This window comes from Ruegeria sp. AM7 (assembly GCF_056535965.1).
This window is the reverse complement of the sequence record NZ_JBQFJE010000003.1, coordinates 2958367-2975742: the sequence shown is the minus strand read 5'-3', so window position 1 is coordinate 2975742 and position 17376 is coordinate 2958367. Positions and strand designations below refer to the sequence as shown.

Here is a 17376-nt window from a genome sequence, read left to right as displayed (position 1 = left end):
TAATATTGGGCTTATCCAAATTGGCCGTGGCAAAACCAGCCTGCTGACATCGTGCCGCCGTGGCCGTAAAACAGCCAGAGCCGTTCGCCCTGTTCGGTCACAACCACCCAGTAATCGCGCACACCGCTGCGCCAGTTGGGGTCATCCAACCACCATTCGGGTGCGATCCGTTCCGGCCCGGTGGCCTGCGCCAACTGCCAGTTGCGCCCGCGCCAGCGAAAGGTCGTTGGAACATCTGGGGTTTCCGGGGCCATCACCGGCTCGGGCTGCCACATCTGCAAGGGGCGCGGGCGCGGCGGCGCGGGCCAGTCGTACGCAGGCTCCGACCACGCAGCGGCCAGCACCTGTGCGGTTTTCTCGGGGATGTGCGAGGCCGCCGGGTGCCGCCTTGTGATCGCCTCCAACCCGACCCGCGCCCCCAGCTTGGCCGTAAGGTCTTCGACGGCGGTGTTGCCGTCCAACCGGTTGCGGGCGACGCGGCGCGCCTCGGCATGGCCGGCCATGGTACGGGCGTGTAGGGGTTCCGTTTGCACCGCCTCAAGCCGCAGCATGTCGATTCCATAGCCCGCGTCGATCTGGTCAATTTTCATCTCTAACAAAGGCCGAATACGGTGTTTGTCATGGGTTGGGCGGGCCAGCCCGACCTCGATAACCTCGGCGGCCTGATCGGCGCGGTGGGCTTCCAACCGCAGAGTCCGCACCCCGCGCGCTTTCTCTTCCAGCTTGGTGCAGAGCGTCGGCAGAACGCGGTCGATGGCGGCCATGACGTCTTCGGTCAGACCGATCGGGTTGGGCAGGGTCATCCGCACCGCAAAGTGATGCGGCGGGCGGGCGGGGGAGACCGGCTCGGGCGCGCTGCCCATCGCCTGATCCAGCCGCAGCACCAGCCCGCGTCCAAAGCGCCGCGCCAAACCGGCGCGCGGTTGCCCCAGCAGATCGCCGATCCGGCGCAGACCCAGACGGTTCAGCTGTGCGACCACCTGATCCTCAAGCCGCAGCGCCGCGATGGGCAGAGGGCTGAGCGCGCCATAGGATTGCCCCGGCGCCGCGATCCGCGCGCCACTGCCCACAGCCACCACTTGCGGTGCGGCCCCGCCCTTGGTCCAGTGCCGCCGCTTGGTGGCGCGGGCGCGGGTGGCGCGGGCCTCTTGGCTGATGGCGTCGCCATTGCGGTCGGACGTGGCCTCTTGCCCCGCGTAGCGCGCCAGCGCCCAAGCCGCGCCCAGCGTGTCGGCGATGCCCATCTGTACGCTCAGCCCCATATCTGCGCAGTCGGTTTCGATCACGCTCAACAACGCTTCTTCCCCGCCGAACAGATGCGCGCAGCCTGACAGATCCACGATCAGGCCATCGGGGGCTTCTTCAGCCACCCACGGGCTGAACTTGCCTACCCACCGGCGCAGGGCGGTCAGAAACGCAGCCTCGGCCGGGGCGTTGCGGGGGCGTGTCACCAGATTGGCGCACATGGCATGGGCATCGCGCACTGGTTGACCCACGCGCAACCCGGCGGTCTGCGCCGTGGCGTTCAGCGATGTGATCACCTGCATGTTCGACTGCTCGGTCACCACAGCCAAAGGCCCATCCTGCAGCCCCCGCGCAGCGCGGATCAGCCGTTCAGCCCCCAGACGAGGAAACCAGAGCGAGAGTATTCGGCGTTTTGGCATCGGCAGACATCAAAATGTTCCCATTTTGTTTTTATCGTAGAATCGTCTGCCGAGTCCACGCCTAGCCGCAGGTCAGGCGCCGAATGATCCCGGCCTCATCCACAAACACATTCAGCCGGTCGATCCGGTAATCCTGTGTGGCAATGCCGTCGAGCCCCAGAACGCGGGACCGTTCAGGCAATTGGGCCTGAATGGTCGAGACAGGTTGACCAATGGAATTGGTAAAGGGCTCACCCAGACAAAACGCCAGATCAACCGGCGCAGGTTCGGGCGACAGGGGCGCGTCCTCGGGCGCGGGTGTCTGGGTGCAGGCGGCCAGTAGGGCCAGCGTGGGCATAAAACGGTACATTGGCGTTCCTCTTTCCGGCAATGTCGTTTCTGTAATATCAAATCCTTAGCCGGTCTGTCACCAAAGCGCAGTTGAAAGTACCCTGCAATTGACGCAGGGTCGGATCAAAGTCGACAGGGAGAGAACACTATGCGTACCCGTGCCGCCGTCGCCGTTCAGGCGGGCAAACCTTTGGAAGTGATGGATGTGAACCTCGAAGGCCCCAAAGCGGGTGAGGTTCTGGTGGAAATCAAGGCCACCGGCATTTGCCACACCGATGAATTCACTCTGTCGGGCGCGGACCCCGAGGGGCTGTTCCCCGCGATTCTGGGCCATGAAGGCGCAGGCGTCGTGGTCGAGGTCGGCCCAGGCGTGACCAGCCTGAAGCCGGGCGACCACGTGATCCCGCTTTACACCCCCGAATGCCGCGAGTGTGAATACTGTCTGCATCCCAAGACCAACCTGTGTCAGGCGATCCGTGAAACGCAGGGGCAGGGGCTGATGCCCGACGGCACCTCGCGCTTTTCGACCCTGGATGGGGATCCGATCCTTCACTATATGGGCTGCTCGACCTTCGCCAACCACACGGTTCTGCCCGAGATCGCGCTGGCCAAGGTGCGCCCGGACGCGCCATTCGACAAGATCTGCTATATCGGCTGCGGCGTGACCACCGGGATCGGTGCGGTCATCAACACGGCCAAGGTGGAAATCGGCAGCCGCGCGATTGTGTTCGGTCTGGGCGGTATCGGCCTGAACGTGATTCAGGGCCTGCGTCTGGCCGGGGCCGATCAGATTGTTGGCGTTGACCTGAACCCCGCCAAGGTCGAGATGGCGACCAAGTTCGGCATGACCGATTTCGTGAACCCCGCCGAGGTCGAGGGCGATCTGGTGCCCTATCTGGTCAACCTGACCAAGGGCGGCGGCGACTATACCTTTGACGCCACCGGCAATGTGGGCGTGATGCGCGCCGCGCTGGAATCGGCGCATAAGGGCTGGGGTGAGTCGATCATCATCGGCGTGGCGCCTGCGGGGGCCGAAATCTCAACCCGTCCGTTCCAGCTGGTTACCGGGCGCTCGTGGCGCGGGACGGCCTTTGGTGGCGCGCGGGGCCGGACCGATGTGCCGAAAATTGTCGACTGGTACATGGAAGGCAAGATCGAGATCGACCCGATGATCACCCACACCATGGGTCTAGACGACATCAACCACGGTTTCGACCTGATGCATAAGGGCGAAAGCATCCGCTCGGTTGTTGTGTACTGATTGCACTCGAAAAAAGTGTTGCGGGCGGGCTTTTGCCCGCCCATTTCATTATTAAATTCCCTCTAGTGAATAAGATCAGATATTGAGGGATTGATTTGAGCACTAAGACTATGGATCGGTTAGCGATCCTGATTGACGCTGACAATGTACCAGCAAAACATGTGGCCGAGATATTTGAAGAGGTTGCAACGCTGGGTGAAGCAAGCCTGCGACGCATCTATGGGGATTTTTCGGGGGGCGCACCACAAGGTTGGGGTGCGGCCTCGTTGGCTGAGTATGCCATTGTTCCACATCAGCAATTTGCAAACACCAGCCGCAAGAATTCCAGCGATATTGCATTGGTTATTGACGCTATGGATATTCTCCATTCCGGAAGGTTCAGCGGATTTGTTCTCGTCTCTTCGGACAGCGATTTCACTCGCCTCGCCAGCCGGATTCGAGAACAGGGCCTGGACGTGTTCGGCATAGGAGAGCGCAAAGCGCCCAAGGCGTTCGTGGCGGCTTGTAACAGGTTCATTTATATTGAGAACATTGAAAAGCCGGAGGTAGGGGTTTCTCAACCCAAGAAAACTGAGAACACAAAGCCGAAGCATGAGTTGAACCACGCCTATCAGTTGATCCGAAACGTAGTGCTTAACACGAATGAGCCCGATGGCTGGGCCAGCCTCGCTTTTGTCGGGAGCCAGTTAGGCAAGATTTATCCAGACTTCGACTCTCGTACCTACGGTCATAAAAGGCTGAGCGATCTTGTGCGGTCCATTGATCGTTTTGAAAAGAACGGCACAAATGGCGATCTCAAGATCAGGTGCAAAGAGCCTTGAAGGTAGAGTTTACTTCCCCGGCCGCGACGCTCCGGTGTCGGACCGGGGCGAGCGGACTCGTAGGACCGGCGTGTTGACCGACGATGTATTCGACCGGCTTTCGCGCCAGACCACATAAACACCCGAGGCAATGATAATACTGGCACCGACTGCGACCCAACCGTCTGGGCGTTCCCCAAAGAAGACCATGCCGAACAGGGTGGCCCAAATGATTTGGCTGTATTGGCTTGGGGCCACGACGCCTGCGGGTGCGGCGCGATAGGCTAGGATGATCAGGTGCTGTGCGATGACCGAAAACACCCCCACCAGCGCCATCATCGCCAGGTGCAACAACGAGGGCGGCAAATAAACGGCGGGTTGTGCCAGGCTCATGACGCCAATCGCCAGCAACATTGGGTACAGGATCAATACGGCGGAACGTTCCTCACTGCCGATCTTGCGTACCAGCACGGATGCAAAGGCGCTGCAGAAGGCTGCCGTTAGCGCCGCCAGATGACCGAGTGTGATCTCGGTCGCGCCGGGGCGCAGCACGATCAGCACGCCGATTAGGCCAACTCCGACAGCGGCCCACCGCTGCGCGCGCACGACCTCACCCAATATCGGGATGGACAGGACTGTGACGATCAGCGGAAAGGAAAACAGCAGCGAGTAGACCTCGGCTAATGGCAGGACCGAGAAGGCGTAAAAGGCGCAGGACATGCCCGTGACCATCAGGGCGGATCGCAGCAGTACCAACCATGGATGGTGGGGCAGAAAGTTTCCGGTCGCCCGGTCGGTCAGGATAGTGACGGCCATCGGAACAAAGGAAAACAGCGTTGCGAAAAAGATGATCTGCAGCACCGAATAGGTGCCGCCCAGCACTTTGATCAGGGCATCGTGGCTGGCAAAGACCGCAAAGCCTGCAAACGCATAGCCAAGGCCCTTGAGGGTTGTGTTTTGCGTGGTCATCACGAAGGTCTCGGCAGTATGTCAGGTGGGTTGCCTGTTGCTTATCCCCATTTGGCCGAGTCTGGTAGCCTCTATTTTACCGCTAACATCGGTTTTTTGTTTGGGTACTATCGCAGGATTGGCGGCGCATTCTTGGGTTGGCGTGCAGATTGCACACCGGCCTTCATCCCCACGCCGATCCGGCGGGCCAGTGCGACCCACGGGATCGCGGTCTCTGGTGGCAGGGTCTGGATGGCGACCTCTTCGAAAAGGTCCAGCCAATGGGCGAACATGTCGGGCTGCACGTCGGGACGTTCAATATGGACCCGCTGCGGATTGCCGTCATAGCTGCGCTCATACAGGATGGCGTTGCGCCAGAAGGCGGCGATCTTGTCCTCATGCGCGGGCCAGTCGTGGACATGTGAGTTGAAGACCGGCCCCAGCACGGCATCCTGCCGGACGCGGGCGTAAAAAGCGGCGACCTGAGCGTTGATCTGATCCGGTGTCGCCGGAAAGCGTGGGGGCAGGGTTGGTCTGGTCATTTTGATCCTGAAACAGTCTCTATTTCAGGCAATAACTGATCCCGCTGCTACGCAACAGGCGTGGTTTTGTCGCGCGGATCGGGCGTCAGCAGGTGCCGGATCAACGCCACCGGATGCGCCTTGAGGCTGAGACGGGTGGCCACGTAATCCTCGACCACCTGCTCGCCCAGCGTCATCTGCGGCAGGTGGGCTTCGGGCTCGTCCAGGGCCTCGCCCTCCAGATCCTGCGAGAACAGCGGCAGGGGCTTGGCGGTGGCAATCGCCTTGGCTTGCCACAGGGCCTCGCGCCTTGTCAGGTCGCAGGCGGCAAAGGCATCGGCCTCGGCCAGCCGTTCGATCACCGACGGCCCCAGCCCCGCGCGCCGCCACACGTCATCCACCTGCGTATAGCCATTGCCGCGCGCCGCCGTTAACCAGCTGGCGTCTTCCTCGCTCAGACCCTTGATCTGACGAAACCCCAGCCGCAGCGCCAGCCCGCCGCGCCCGTCGGGCTCCATCACATTGTCCCAGAAACTGGCATTGATGCAGACCGGACGCACCTGCACCCCATGTTCGCGCGCATCGCGGACGATTTGCGCCGGGGCATAGAACCCCATCGGCTGTGAATTCAGCAGCGCGCAGGCGAAGATGCCCGGATGGTGGCATTTGATCCAGGCCGAAGCATAGACCAGCAGCGCAAAACTGGCGGCGTGGCTCTCGGGGAAGCCATAGGATCCGAACCCTTCGATCTGTGAAAAACAACGCTCGGCAAAATCCTGTTCATAGCCGTTCCGCTCCATCCCGCGCAGGAACAGGGACCGGAATTCGCTGACATTGCCATGTTTTTTGAACGTCGCCAGCGACCGCCGCAGCCGGTCGGCCTGTTCCGGAGTAAACCCCGCGCCGACGATGGCGATCTGCATCGCCTGTTCCTGAAACAGCGGCACGCCCAGCGTTTTGCCCAGCACCTCACCCAAGGCGTCCGAGGGGAAGCTGACCTCCTCCTCGCCATTGCGGCGGCGGATATAGGGGTGGACCATATCGCCCTGAATGGGGCCGGGGCGGATGATGGCGACCTCAATCACCAGATCATAGAAATTGCGCGGCCGCATCCGGGGCAGAAAGTTCATCTGGGCCCGGCTTTCCACCTGAAACACCCCAATAGAGTCTGCTTTGCACAGCATATCATAGACCTTTGGATCTTCGGGCGGTAGGGTGGCGAGGCTATAGCCGGTGTGGTGGTGGTGCTGAATCAGGTCGAACGCCTTGCGGATACAGGTCAGCATCCCGAGGCTGAGCACATCGACCTTCAGAATGCCAAGGCTGTCGATATCGTCCTTGTCCCAGCAGATGACCGTGCGCCCCTCCATCGTGGCGTTTTCGATAGGGACAAGCGCGTCCAGCCGGCCTTCGGTGATGATGAACCCGCCCACATGCTGCGACAGGTGACGCGGGAAGCCGTCGATCTCATAGACCAGCATTAGAGTCTGTTTCAGGCGGCGATCTTCGGGATCAAGGCCGATTTCGCGCATCCGTTCGGCCTCCAGCCCTTTGGCCGAGAAGAACCCCCAGAGCTGCGAGGACAGCGCCGAGATCGTGTCCTCGGTCAGGCCCATCGCCCGCCCGACCTCACGAATGGCGCGCTTGCCGCGATAATGCACGACGGTGGCGCAGAGCCCGGCGCGATGGCGGCCATAGCGGTCATAGATATGCTGGATCACCTCCTCGCGCCGTTCATGTTCGAAATCGACGTCAATGTCGGGCGGTTCGTCCCGCGCCTCGGAGACGAAGCGTTCGAACACCATCGTGCCCAGCTCGGGGCTGACCTCGGTGATGCCGAGGCAATAGCAGACCACCGAATTGGCCGCCGAACCGCGCCCCTGACACAGGATATCGCGGGATCGGGCGAAGGTGACGATATCGCGGACGGTCAGGAAATAGGGCTCGTATTTCAGCTTGCCGATCAGGGTCAGTTCATGGGCAAGCATCTGTTTGGCCTTGTCGGACGCGCCCGCCGGATAGCGCCAGTTCAGCCCCTCATGCGCCAGACGGTGCAGGCGCTGGGTCGGGGTTTCCTGCTCGCTGCCCTCGCTGGGGTATTCATAGCGCAGCTCATCCAGCGAGAATGTCAGCTGTTCGCTGAGCATATGGGCGCGGGTGACGGCCCCTTCATGGCCTTTGAAAATGCGCAGCATCTCGGCCTTGGACCGCAGGCGCTGTTCCCCATTGGCCAGCGCATCCCGGCCCAGATCATCGACCTTGCGGCGCAGGCGGATGGCGGTCAGCACATCGCCCAGCTTGCGCCGCGCGCCGTGATGCATCAGCGGCGCAGCACTGGCGAGGGTGGGCAGGCCGAGGTACTGTGATTCAGTCTCTAATAAGGCAAAATATGTGCTATCTGCACCATCATATCTGGGATGCATCACCAGATGCATCCGCCCGGCAAAGCGGCGCGTCAGCTGTTGCGCCTGTGTCCGCCATGCGTCCGCGCCGCCCTGCGACGGGATCGCCTGTGGCCAGAGCAGCAGGTGGAGACCGTCGGAGAACGCCATCAGGTCGGACAGGTGCAGGATACAATCGCCTTTCTCGGCGCGCAGGCGACCTGCGGACAGGATGCGACACAGATTGCCCCAGCCCTGCCGGTTCAGAGGCAGGGCGGTGACGGTGGGCGCGTCGGTAAAGATCAGCTTTGCGGCCGGGATCAGGCGCGGCACCGCGTGGATCGGGTGGGAGGGCGGTTTGGGGATGTGACCGGGGCAGGGCGGGCCGATGGGTGTGTTGTGCCCCTCCCATTCCACACGTTCGCGCACCTTTCGGGTGATCTCGCGCGCCTGGGTATGGGCGCGCACGATCCCGGCGACCGAGTTGTCATCGGCAATCGCGATGGCGGGCAGGCCAAGGGTGACGGCACGCTGCATATACTCCTCGGGGTGCGAGGCCCCGGTGAGAAAGGTGAAATTCGACGTGATCGACAATTCGGCATACATGGCGATTCCACATTATATTCACCTTTTGTTCTTTTTCGAGTCCTTTGCGCAGGAAACGGGTCGCTTGCAGTGTTCCCTCTGGGCAGGGTGGCCGAAAAAGGAGACCCGAGATGTTCAAGATCACAGCATTGCCCACCCGCCAAGTCCGCGCGCTTCAGGCCGGAGGGCCGGACGCATATGGCGCCTCGCCCGAGCGCGCCGTTTCCGAAGGTGCGGGTAATCCATGCCGCCATTGCCTGCAGAACATTCCGGAAGGAAAAGAGATGCTAATATTAGCGCATCGCCCTTTTTAAGAGACACAACCCTACGCGGAAACGGGTCCGATCTTTCTGTGTGCCGCCCCGTGTGAACAGTATGAAGGGGATGAGATGCCCGAGATTCTGACCACCTCTCCCGACTATCTGATCAAAGGGTATGGGTTGGATGATCGGATCGTCTACGGCACCGGAGAGATTACGCCCACAGATCGGATCGGCGCAAAGGTCAGTGATATCTTTGCTCGTCCCGATGTGGCCTATATCCACATCCGGTCCGCGCGGAACAACTGTTATCAGGCGCGGGTAGATCGAGTCTAACGGTCAAATTCTTATCCGCGTGCAGATGTCAGGGCGAGGAATACATCCTCGAGGTCTGCCTCTTCGGTGCGGACGTCGCGAATACGGATGCCTGCGGTGCGGACCGATTCCAGAACTTGTTCGGCGCTGGTCGCAGCGCTGCGATATTGCAGCACCAAGCTGCCATCGTCACGCAGAGTGGCCTCGACCCCTTGCGCTGTTGGCAGTTCGGTCACCGGGCTGTCCGGAGCAATGACCATTGTCCGGCTGTCCATGCGACTCAGTAAGTTGGCGGTGCTGTCCTGCGCGATCTTTTCGCCGTGGTTGATGATCGCGATCTCGTCACACATTTCCTGCGCTTCTTCCAGGTAATGCGTGGTCAGGATGATCGTCATGCCCTGTTCGTTCAGCTTGCGCACATTGGTCCAGAGCATCTGGCGCAGCTCGATGTCCACGCCCGCCGTGGGTTCATCCAGAACCAGAATGCGGGGATGATGCACAAGAGCCTTCGCCAACAGCAGCCGCCTCCGCATACCCCCAGACAGAGTGCGCGCATAGGCTTCGGCCTTGTCGCCAAGGCCGACCAGTTCCAGAATCTCGTCGCTGCGGCGCTGGGCCTTGGGGACGCCATAAAGACCGGCCTGGACCTCTAAAGCGCCACGCGGGGTGAAGAACGGATCGAGGTTCAGCTCTTGCGGCATTACGCCAATTGCTGCGCGGGACTGGCGCGGATTTTTATCCTGATCAAACCCGCCGATAGAGACCGTTCCGGCCGATTTAACCACCAGCCCGGCAAGAATGTTGATCAATGTCGATTTCCCGGCCCCGTTTGGCCCCAGCAATCCAAACACCGACCCGCGCGGGACCGTCAGGTTGACGCCTTTCAGCGCGTGTTTCTCGGGTTGTGCCTTGCTGCCGCGATAGGTCTTGTGCAGACCTTCGATCCTGATTGCCGCATCGCTCATGTGGCTCTTGCCCCCGGTTTGCTCATCGCTCATAAACGCACCTAATACATGCCCGCGAGGCCGACAACCGAAGAAGGATCGCCAGCCGTGACCATCGAAGCGCCGGAAACCAAGATCGTGGAAACCACCCGTGTCGCCTGTGACGGTGGCGAAGGGGCACTGGGCCATCCACGTGTCTGGCTGCAAATCCCTGAAGACACTGGTTGGGTCGAATGCCCCTATTGCGATTGCAAATACATTCTCAAAGGGTCTGCGGCCGAAGGGTCGCAATCAATCTGACATAAAACTGTTACAAGGGCTGACGCCGGGCAGGATATGCTGTAGCGTGCTGCGTCAGAATTCTTGTGTCATCTCCACGCGGATCCGGAATGATTTTCCCTATGCGACTGGTTCACCTGTCCGACAAAGATCTTGTCGCCACAGGCGGCCACAGAAACGTCTACGCCTACCCTGACCAATCCGATCTTCTGATCAAGGTGACGCGCCCGCGCACGCGGCCCAACCGATCCTTTGCCAAGCGCGTTGTGCGGCATCTGCTGCCGGATTCGGTCTATCGCAATGCATTGAAAGAGCTGGAATGCGAGATGAAAGCGGCGTTAAAAAGCGGCCCGGATATCGCGAAAATGCCATTGGCGCGGTCTTTTGGCGTTGTGCAAACGGATGCCGGGCCGGGCATTGTGGTCGAGCGTATGGAATCTGAGGACGGCTCGCTGGCGCAGGATCTGATGTCGTTGTGCCAGCAGCGCCGGCTGCCCCCCGAGGTTCTGAACAAGCTGAATGATTTTGTTCACACGCTGTTCGACTTTCAGATTGTAGGTCGCGATATCCATGCGCAAAATATCGTTTACGGCACGCGCGATTCAGTGCCGATGTTCGTGCTGATCGACGGGTACGGGGAACGCAATCTGGTCCCATTGCGCAGCCTGAGCCGTCGGCTGAATGACAGGTCGTTGAACAAGCAGATGCGCGGAATCGCTGAAAAAACCGGATTGCGATGGGATGCGGCGACCAGAGCGTTCAGCGCCCCATAGCTTTGGTGCGCGGCTTGCCTGATGGCGAATTGCTGAATCGAAGAGATATGGTCATTCAGGCACAGTTGCGGTGCGTTTTCCGCAAGTCATAGTGCCCGCCCAAATATTGCCGTGGTTTTTATGCTATGGCCGATTTGCAGATATTTGGATGAGTTTGATGACTAGTGTTGCATCTACTGACACAGCCAGTCCGGTTTTTGGCTGGATAGGGTTTGGCATTGGTGCCCTTGCGCTGTTTGCCGCGTTGTTCGTGTTCTGGGCCGGGCCGTTTGCGCCGCAGCAATCGACGGGCGTTTCACTGGGCGAATTGGCCGCCGAGATCGGCAAGTCCACCCTGCGCTCGGCCGCGGGGTTGGAACAGCCCGAGCCCGTCGCGCGCAGCCGTGATGTGGATGACTTTCTGCAGATCGGCGTGGCCATGCTGGGGGGCTTGGCAATCGTTATATCTGTGATTGGGCTTCTGCGTCACGAAAGACGGCGCCCTGCAATTGCCGGTACCGTGATTGGCGTAGGTGCGATTTTGTTTCAGTTCTTTGCCATGGCCTTCTTCGCCTTTTTGGGCGTGCTGATCATCATGGCGCTGCTCAACAGTTTTTCTGACGTGTTCAGCGGTTTGTTCGGTGGCTGACGCGCGTTCTTGACTGGCCACCTGAGCGGCCCTGTGGCACAACGTCCCCTGACCGACAGGGAGAGCGCGCATGAGCAATTTCGGAAAAGGATGTCACCTGCATCTGATCGACGGATCGGCCTTTATTTTCAGGGCCTATCATGCGCTACCCCCACTGACGCGCAAATCCGATGGACTACCGATCGGGGCTGTGTCGGGGTTCTGCAACATGCTGCAGAAATATGTCGAAGGGAACGCTGGCCCCGATGCGCCGACCCATGTTGCGGTGATCTTCGACAAGGGGTCACACACGTTCCGCAACGACCTCTATGACCTCTACAAGGCCAACCGCGAGGCCATGCCCGAGGATCTGCGTCCGCAGATGCCACTGACCCGCGAGGCGACCCGCGCCTTCAACATCGCCTGCAAAGAGTTGGAGGGCTATGAGGCCGATGACATCATCGCCACGCTGGCCGTTCAGGCGCGCGAGGCTGGGGGGCGGGTGACTATTGTCAGCTCGGACAAAGACCTGATGCAGCTTGTGGGCGGCGGCGTTGAGATGCTGGACGCGATGAAGAACAAACGCATCGACAAGGATGGCGTGTTCGAGAAGTTCGGTGTCGGGCCTGAACGCGTGGTTGATGTGCAGGCGCTGGCAGGCGACAGCGTGGATAACGTGCCCGGTGCGCCGGGGATCGGGGTCAAGACCGCCGCCTTGCTGATTAACGAATATGGCGATCTGGAAACCCTGCTGGACCGCGCCGAAGAGATCAAGCAGCCCAAACGCCGCCAGACCCTGATCGAAAAGCGCGACCAGATCGAGCTGTCGAAGAAGCTGGTGCAGTTGGATGAAAACACGCCGCTGGATTTCACGCTGGATGATCTTGAGGTGCAGGACCCCGATCCCGAAACCTTGCTGGGGTTCCTTGCGGATATGGAGTTCCGCACCCTCACCAAACGCATTGCCGACAAGCTGGGGGCTGAGGCCCCGGTGATCGCTGATGCGCCTGCGCCCGAGGTGGTGACCGAGGCTGAGGATATCCCGTTTGACGCCTCGAAATACGAATGTGTGCGCGACGCTGCGGCGCTGCAGGCGTGGATCGACAGGGCTTATGAAACGGGCTGGGTGGCCGTCGATACCGAGACGACCGGACTGAACGAAATGATCGCCGATCTGGTGGGCATTTCGCTGTGTGTTACAGCGGGCGAGGCTTGTTACATTCCGCTTACCCACCGCGATGGGGCAGCCGATGATCTGTTCGGGTCTGATGCAATGGCCGAGGGGCAAATGCCGCTGGATGAGGCTCTAACACTGCTCAAACCGATGCTTCAGGACGCCTCGATCCTGAAGATCGGGCAGAACATGAAATACGACGCCAAGATTTTCGCCCGCTATGGCGTTGACGTGGCGCCGATCGACGACACGATGCTGATGTCCTATGCGATGCATGGCGGCGAGCACGGGCATGGCATGGATACGCTGTCCGAACGTTACCTGAACCACACACCGATTCCGATCAAACCGCTGCTGGGCTCCGGCAAATCGGCCATCACTTTCGATAAGGTGCCGATTGATGAGGCGACGGCTTACGCCGCCGAGGATGCGGATATCACCCTGCGCCTGTGGAAGCTGTTCAAGCCGCAACTGCATCAGGTGCAAGTGACAACGGTGTACGAAACGCTGGAACGCCCTCTGGTGCCGGTCCTCAAAGAGATGGAAATGCACGGCATCAAGGTGGACCGTGATGTGCTCAGCCGTATGTCCAACGCCTTCGCGCAGAAAATGGCCGGGTTAGAGGCTGATATTCACCAATTGGCGGGTGAGAGCTTCAATGTCGGCTCGCCCGCGCAGTTGGGTGAGATACTGTTCGACAAGATGGGGCTTGAGGGCGGTAAGAAAGGCAAGACCGGGAAATACTCGACCGGGGCGGACATTCTCGAAGACCTCGCCACCGAGCATGAACTGCCCCGCCGCGTGCTGGACTGGCGGCAGCTTTCCAAGCTGAAATCGACCTATACGGACGCGCTGCAGACCCATATCAACCCCGATACGGGCCGGGTGCATACGTCTTATTCGATCACGGGGGCCAACACCGGGCGTCTGGCCTCGACCGATCCGAACCTGCAGAACATTCCCGTGCGCACCGAAGAAGGCCGCCGCATCCGTGAGGCGTTTATTGCGGAGCCGGGTAATGTGATGGTCAGCCTCGATTACAGTCAGATCGAACTGCGCATTCTGGCCCATATCGCGGATATTCCGGCGCTGAAACAGGCCTTTGCCGACGGCTTGGACATTCACGCCATGACCGCATCCGAGATGTTCGATGTGCCGCTGGATGAGATGACGCCCGATATTCGCCGTCAGGCCAAGGCGATCAACTTTGGTGTGATTTACGGGATTTCAGGCTTCGGTCTGGCGCGCAACCTGCGCATCCCGCGCGCCGAGGCGCAGGGTTTCATCGACCGGTATTTTGAGCGGTTCCCGGGTATCAGAGCCTATATGGACGACACCGTCGCCTTTGCCAAAGAGCATGGCTATGTGCAGACGCTGTTTGGCCGCAAGATCCACACGCCCGAGATCAATGCCAAGGGGCCGCATGCCGGGTTCTCGCGTCGGGCGGCAATCAACGCGCCCATTCAGGGGACAGCGGCAGATGTGATCCGGCGGGCGATGGTGCGGATGCCGGGGGCGATCAACGGGCTGCCTGCCAGGATGCTGTTGCAGGTACATGACGAATTGCTGTTCGAAGTGGCCGAGGATGCGGTGGATCAGGTGATCGGCGTGGCGCGCGACGTGATGGAGGGTGCATCAGATCCCGCCGTTAAACTGGACGTCAAGCTGAGCGTCGATGCCGGGCAGGGCGCGAACTGGGCCGAGGCGCATTAGGGGCGCGCTGCTCATCAGGCCCGATGGGCCCTCTTTGCAGCGGGTCAGTCCTGCGGCCTGACCATGCGGTTGACCAGCCTTTGCACGGTGGGGCCGAACAACAGGATGACGGTAAAGGCGATGGGCCAGCAAAAGGCCCAGGACGCCATCCAATCGCCCAGCGTGGTCGGGCCCAGCCCGATGGCCTTGACCGTGGCGATACCGGTGACGATGCAGGACATCAGCCCCGACATGATCAGGCTAAAGACGGCGCGGGCATAGCGGGCGGGAATCATCGGTGGCATCCTTTGTCTGCGAGCGCTTTCCCGGGCGTGGTTTTGTGCCCAAAAGCCATATTCAGTGCCGCATCCAGCCCAGGCTGTCCGGCGTGCGCGGTGTTGAGGGTGTATATTCCGCGCTGACCCAGCCTGCATATCCTTTTTCATCAAAGCTGTCGAAAAGTGCCGCGAAATCTGTCGGCCCTTGCCCGGGTTCGGCACGGTTTGGTGCGGCCCCGATCTGTGCATGCACCACGCGGAGATGGCAGCGATCCCACACGGCCTGCGCATCGCCGTGGATCATATGGGCGTGAAAGCTGTCAAATTGCAGGCCGACATTCGGCCTGTTGACGCGATCCAGAACCTCAGCCGCCAGATCATAGTCATTCAGGAAATAGCCCGGTTGCGAGACGGGGTTCAGCGGCTCGATCGTGAAGTGTTGATGGGGTGCAAATTCGGCGGCCCATTGCAGGTTGCGCACAAATGTCTCAAGCGCATCATCGCCCGCCGCATAGCCGGACATGATATGGATCAGCCCCGGTTTCAGCACCTCGGCATAGCGCATCACCCGGCGGATATCCGACTGAAACCGTGCCTCACCGCCGGGGATGGCGGCATAGCCCGGCTCTCCTCCGGTGTAATTGGGGGGCGGGGCGTTGATCAGCACCAACTCCAGCCCGTTGGATAGCAGGGCGCGGCGGGTTTCCTTGGCGGCCAGTTCATACGGGAATAGGATCTCGACCGCTTTGAACCCGGCCTCGGCTGCGGCCGGAAATCGGTCAAGATAGGGCAACTCGGCAAAGAGCAGAGAGATATTGGCGGCGAATTTCGGCATGAGCGGGTCCGGTGTGGTGTTGGCCGGACCTTAGCGGGCGGGGTTTGGCGGTGAAAGGGCCTGAAAACGACAGATTGTCGAAAATCGGCCAGATCGCCTCGCACCGATCAGAGACATTCGGGACAATGCGGCGAATCAATTTCGGTCGCCGATCCAACAGAAGGTCTGACACCATGGCGATGAGCCCTGACCCCGTGCGCGGGAACGCCCTCTCTGTGTCTGCCGGGCGCAGTTCTGCCTTATCGGGCAATGGCTTGGCGGTCGCCAGTATGTTGACGTGGGCGGCTGGGTTTCCGGCGGCTGAGGTGCTGCTGCAAAGCTGGCCTCCGGTCGCGTTGCTGGTGGCGCGGCTGGCGTTGGCGGTGCTGGTTATGGTGCCGATCTGGGTGCTGTTTGACGGCCCGACCCGTGTGCTGCGAGCACGTTGGGGTCATGCGATGCGGGTCGGCGGCACGCTGGGCGTGGCAATGTTCCTGATCATCCTCGCGCAGAAGCTGACCGATCCCGTGACCGTGGCGATCATTGCATCCTGCGCGCCCTTGTTCGCAACGGTATTAGAAGTGGCGACGGGCGCACGGCGGCTGCGGTGGAATTTTGCGTTGGGCGTGATCGTGTCGATTGTCGGTGGTTTAATTGCCACCAGCGCGGTGGCCCCGGCGCAGCTGGGCTTGGGTGCGGTTTGCGCCATTGCGTCCACGGGCCTGTTCTGCTGGGCCAGCATGGCGATTGCGCGGGATTTCCCCGATCTCAGCCAGACAGGGCGCAGCACCATCACCTTTGTCGGGGGGCTGGGAACCGCTGCCGTGTTGTTCGCCGGTGCCGCGCAGATGGGGATGGAGGTGATGCCTACCACCGCAATCGACATGCAGCAGGCGGGGATGCTGGTGATTTATGCGCTGATCTCCATGGGGTTGAGTCAGGTGTTTTTCATCGCATCCGTGGGCAAGATCGGCGTGGCGCTGGCCTCATTCCACATCAACATCGCGCCATTTTACGTGATGCTGATCATGCTGGTGCTGGGCGAGGAGTGGAATTGGACCCGCGCGCTGGGCGCGGGGATCGTGGCAGTGGCCGTGATACTGGCGCAAGAGCGTCGAGCGCAGGTGGTTTAATCCGGTAGATCATCCGAGCGGATCAGAGGAAAAAACTGCCCGCCGGACCAGACGCCGAACCACTCACCACTATGCTCGGCGATGTCGACCAGCCGGTAAAAGCTTTTGCGGTCGATCCGCGCCTCTAGGTTTGCGCGTACCAATATATAGGGGGCAGGCTCCTCTGTTTCGGTATCAATGACAATCCGGAGCGGATGGTCCGCACCTGCGACTGCCGTGTCGCCCACATGCGTGGTGAAAGTCAGCTTTTGCGTCTCGCCGCTGCCCTCGACCTCGAAATCGACGGCTACGAAAGGCACGTCCTCGACAGTGATTCCCACCTTCTCGACCGGAGTGACGAGGTAATATTTCCCGTCTTCTTTCTTAAGAATTGACGAAAACAGCTTCACAAGCTCGAACCTGTTGATCGGCGACCCTAGATAAGACCAAGAGCCATCTTTGGCGACATGAATGTCCAGATCGCCACAAAACGGAGGATTCCAAAGGTGAACCGGCGGCAAACCCCGCGTTTTGGCAGCTTTGACTGATGCTTCAATGCCATCTGGCGACGGGGTCACAGGTTTTTGTCCGCTCATTGCTTTTGCCATTTCCTCTCAGCGCGATACACTCTGCTTATA

General features: G+C 60.6%; 17 protein-coding genes and 1 pseudogene. 9 read left to right on the top strand and 9 right to left on the bottom strand.

From position 1 onward, the window contains the following. Window positions 1-11: 11 nt before the first annotated feature. Both ACR3EG_RS18865 and ACR3EG_RS18860 read right to left on the bottom strand, forming a co-directional pair. Window positions 12-1664 carry a DUF6504 family protein gene (locus ACR3EG_RS18865; protein ID WP_480497030.1) on the bottom strand — a complete coding sequence of 551 codons (1653 nt, stop codon included), beginning with the start codon at window positions 1662-1664 and terminating at the stop codon, window positions 12-14. Between the two features lie 61 nt (window positions 1665-1725). Beyond that, entirely contained in the window at window positions 1726-2013 is a 288-nt protein-coding gene (locus ACR3EG_RS18860; RefSeq protein WP_480497031.1) for an I78 family peptidase inhibitor, read from the bottom strand. Between the two features lie 129 nt (window positions 2014-2142). Between ACR3EG_RS18860 and ACR3EG_RS18855 the strand changes: the two genes are divergently transcribed. Both ACR3EG_RS18855 and ACR3EG_RS18850 read left to right on the top strand, forming a co-directional pair. Further along, the gene (locus tag ACR3EG_RS18855; protein WP_480497032.1) at window positions 2143-3255 is read left to right on the top strand and encodes an S-(hydroxymethyl)glutathione dehydrogenase/class III alcohol dehydrogenase; all 1113 of its coding nucleotides are present in this window, start codon (window positions 2143-2145) and stop codon (window positions 3253-3255) included. 110 nt (window positions 3256-3365) lie between these two features. Then, window positions 3366-4076, top strand: coding sequence for an NYN domain-containing protein (locus tag ACR3EG_RS18850; RefSeq protein WP_480497033.1), 711 nt, complete (start codon window positions 3366-3368; stop codon window positions 4074-4076). A gap of 9 nt (window positions 4077-4085) precedes the next feature. On the opposite strand, the gene ACR3EG_RS18845 is transcribed toward ACR3EG_RS18850, so the two are convergent. The 3 genes from ACR3EG_RS18845 to ACR3EG_RS18835 all read right to left on the bottom strand — a co-directional run bounded on the left by ACR3EG_RS18845 (window position 4086) and on the right by ACR3EG_RS18835 (window position 8511). Next, window positions 4086-5024, bottom strand: coding sequence for a DMT family transporter (locus ACR3EG_RS18845; protein WP_480497034.1), 939 nt, complete (start codon window positions 5022-5024; stop codon window positions 4086-4088). 107 nt (window positions 5025-5131) lie between these two features. Beyond that, on the bottom strand, window positions 5132-5545 hold the full coding sequence (locus ACR3EG_RS18840) for a group III truncated hemoglobin (RefSeq protein ID WP_480497035.1): 414 nt from the start codon (window positions 5543-5545) through the stop codon (window positions 5132-5134). Between the two features lie 47 nt (window positions 5546-5592). Next, window positions 5593-8511, bottom strand: a complete 2919-nt coding sequence (locus ACR3EG_RS18835; protein ID WP_480497036.1) for an error-prone DNA polymerase — start codon at window positions 8509-8511, stop codon at window positions 5593-5595. A gap of 110 nt (window positions 8512-8621) precedes the next feature. Between ACR3EG_RS18835 and ACR3EG_RS18830 the strand changes: the two genes are divergently transcribed. Then, window positions 8622-8804 carry a hypothetical protein gene (locus tag ACR3EG_RS18830; RefSeq protein ID WP_480497037.1) on the top strand — a complete coding sequence of 61 codons (183 nt, stop codon included), beginning with the start codon at window positions 8622-8624 and terminating at the stop codon, window positions 8802-8804. Window positions 8805-8819: 15 nt separating this feature from the next. Beyond that, window positions 8820-9086, top strand: a pseudogene (locus tag ACR3EG_RS18825) (DUF1203 domain-containing protein); the annotation flags it as partial. An 11-nt stretch (window positions 9087-9097) separates the two neighbouring features. On the opposite strand, the gene ACR3EG_RS18820 reads toward ACR3EG_RS18825, so the two are convergent. Then, the gene (locus ACR3EG_RS18820) at window positions 9098-10030 is read right to left on the bottom strand and encodes an ABC transporter ATP-binding protein (RefSeq protein ID WP_480497159.1); all 933 of its coding nucleotides are present in this window, start codon (window positions 10028-10030) and stop codon (window positions 9098-9100) included. A gap of 87 nt (window positions 10031-10117) precedes the next feature. On the opposite strand from ACR3EG_RS18820, the gene ACR3EG_RS18815 reads away from it, so the two are divergent. From ACR3EG_RS18815 to polA, 4 genes are all read left to right on the top strand, one after another. Continuing rightward, window positions 10118-10309, top strand: coding sequence for a zinc-finger domain-containing protein (locus tag ACR3EG_RS18815; RefSeq protein WP_209195785.1), 192 nt, complete (start codon window positions 10118-10120; stop codon window positions 10307-10309). A 101-nt stretch (window positions 10310-10410) separates the two neighbouring features. Then, window positions 10411-11061 carry a YrbL family protein gene (locus ACR3EG_RS18810; protein ID WP_480497038.1) on the top strand — a complete coding sequence of 217 codons (651 nt, stop codon included), beginning with the start codon at window positions 10411-10413 and terminating at the stop codon, window positions 11059-11061. A gap of 157 nt (window positions 11062-11218) precedes the next feature. Further along, complete coding sequence (locus tag ACR3EG_RS18805) at window positions 11219-11689, top strand: hypothetical protein (RefSeq protein ID WP_480497039.1); 471 nt, start codon at window positions 11219-11221, stop codon at window positions 11687-11689. A gap of 70 nt (window positions 11690-11759) precedes the next feature. Further along, window positions 11760-14555: a DNA polymerase I gene (gene polA / locus ACR3EG_RS18800; protein ID WP_480497040.1), complete on the top strand. Its 2796-nt coding sequence runs from the start codon at window positions 11760-11762 to the stop codon at window positions 14553-14555. A gap of 44 nt (window positions 14556-14599) precedes the next feature. On the opposite strand, the gene ACR3EG_RS18795 is transcribed toward polA, so the two are convergent. Beyond that, a complete protein-coding gene (locus tag ACR3EG_RS18795; RefSeq protein ID WP_480497041.1) occupies window positions 14600-14830 on the bottom strand; it encodes a DUF2798 domain-containing protein in 231 nt (76 codons plus the stop codon). A gap of 61 nt (window positions 14831-14891) precedes the next feature. Further along, window positions 14892-15647, bottom strand: coding sequence for a hydroxypyruvate isomerase family protein (locus tag ACR3EG_RS18790; protein ID WP_480497042.1), 756 nt, complete (start codon window positions 15645-15647; stop codon window positions 14892-14894). A gap of 179 nt (window positions 15648-15826) precedes the next feature. Here ACR3EG_RS18790 and ACR3EG_RS18785 point away from each other — a divergent pair, with 179 nt between their 5' ends. Beyond that, on the top strand, window positions 15827-16759 hold the full coding sequence (locus ACR3EG_RS18785) for a DMT family transporter (RefSeq protein WP_480497043.1): 933 nt from the start codon (window positions 15827-15829) through the stop codon (window positions 16757-16759). On the opposite strand, the gene ACR3EG_RS18780 is transcribed toward ACR3EG_RS18785, so the two are convergent. Then, window positions 16756-17334: a DUF1285 domain-containing protein gene (locus ACR3EG_RS18780; RefSeq protein ID WP_480497044.1), complete on the bottom strand. Its 579-nt coding sequence runs from the start codon at window positions 17332-17334 to the stop codon at window positions 16756-16758. The two genes, ACR3EG_RS18785 and ACR3EG_RS18780, sit on opposite strands and share 4 nt — an antisense overlap. Between the last annotated feature and the right edge of the window lie 42 nt (window positions 17335-17376).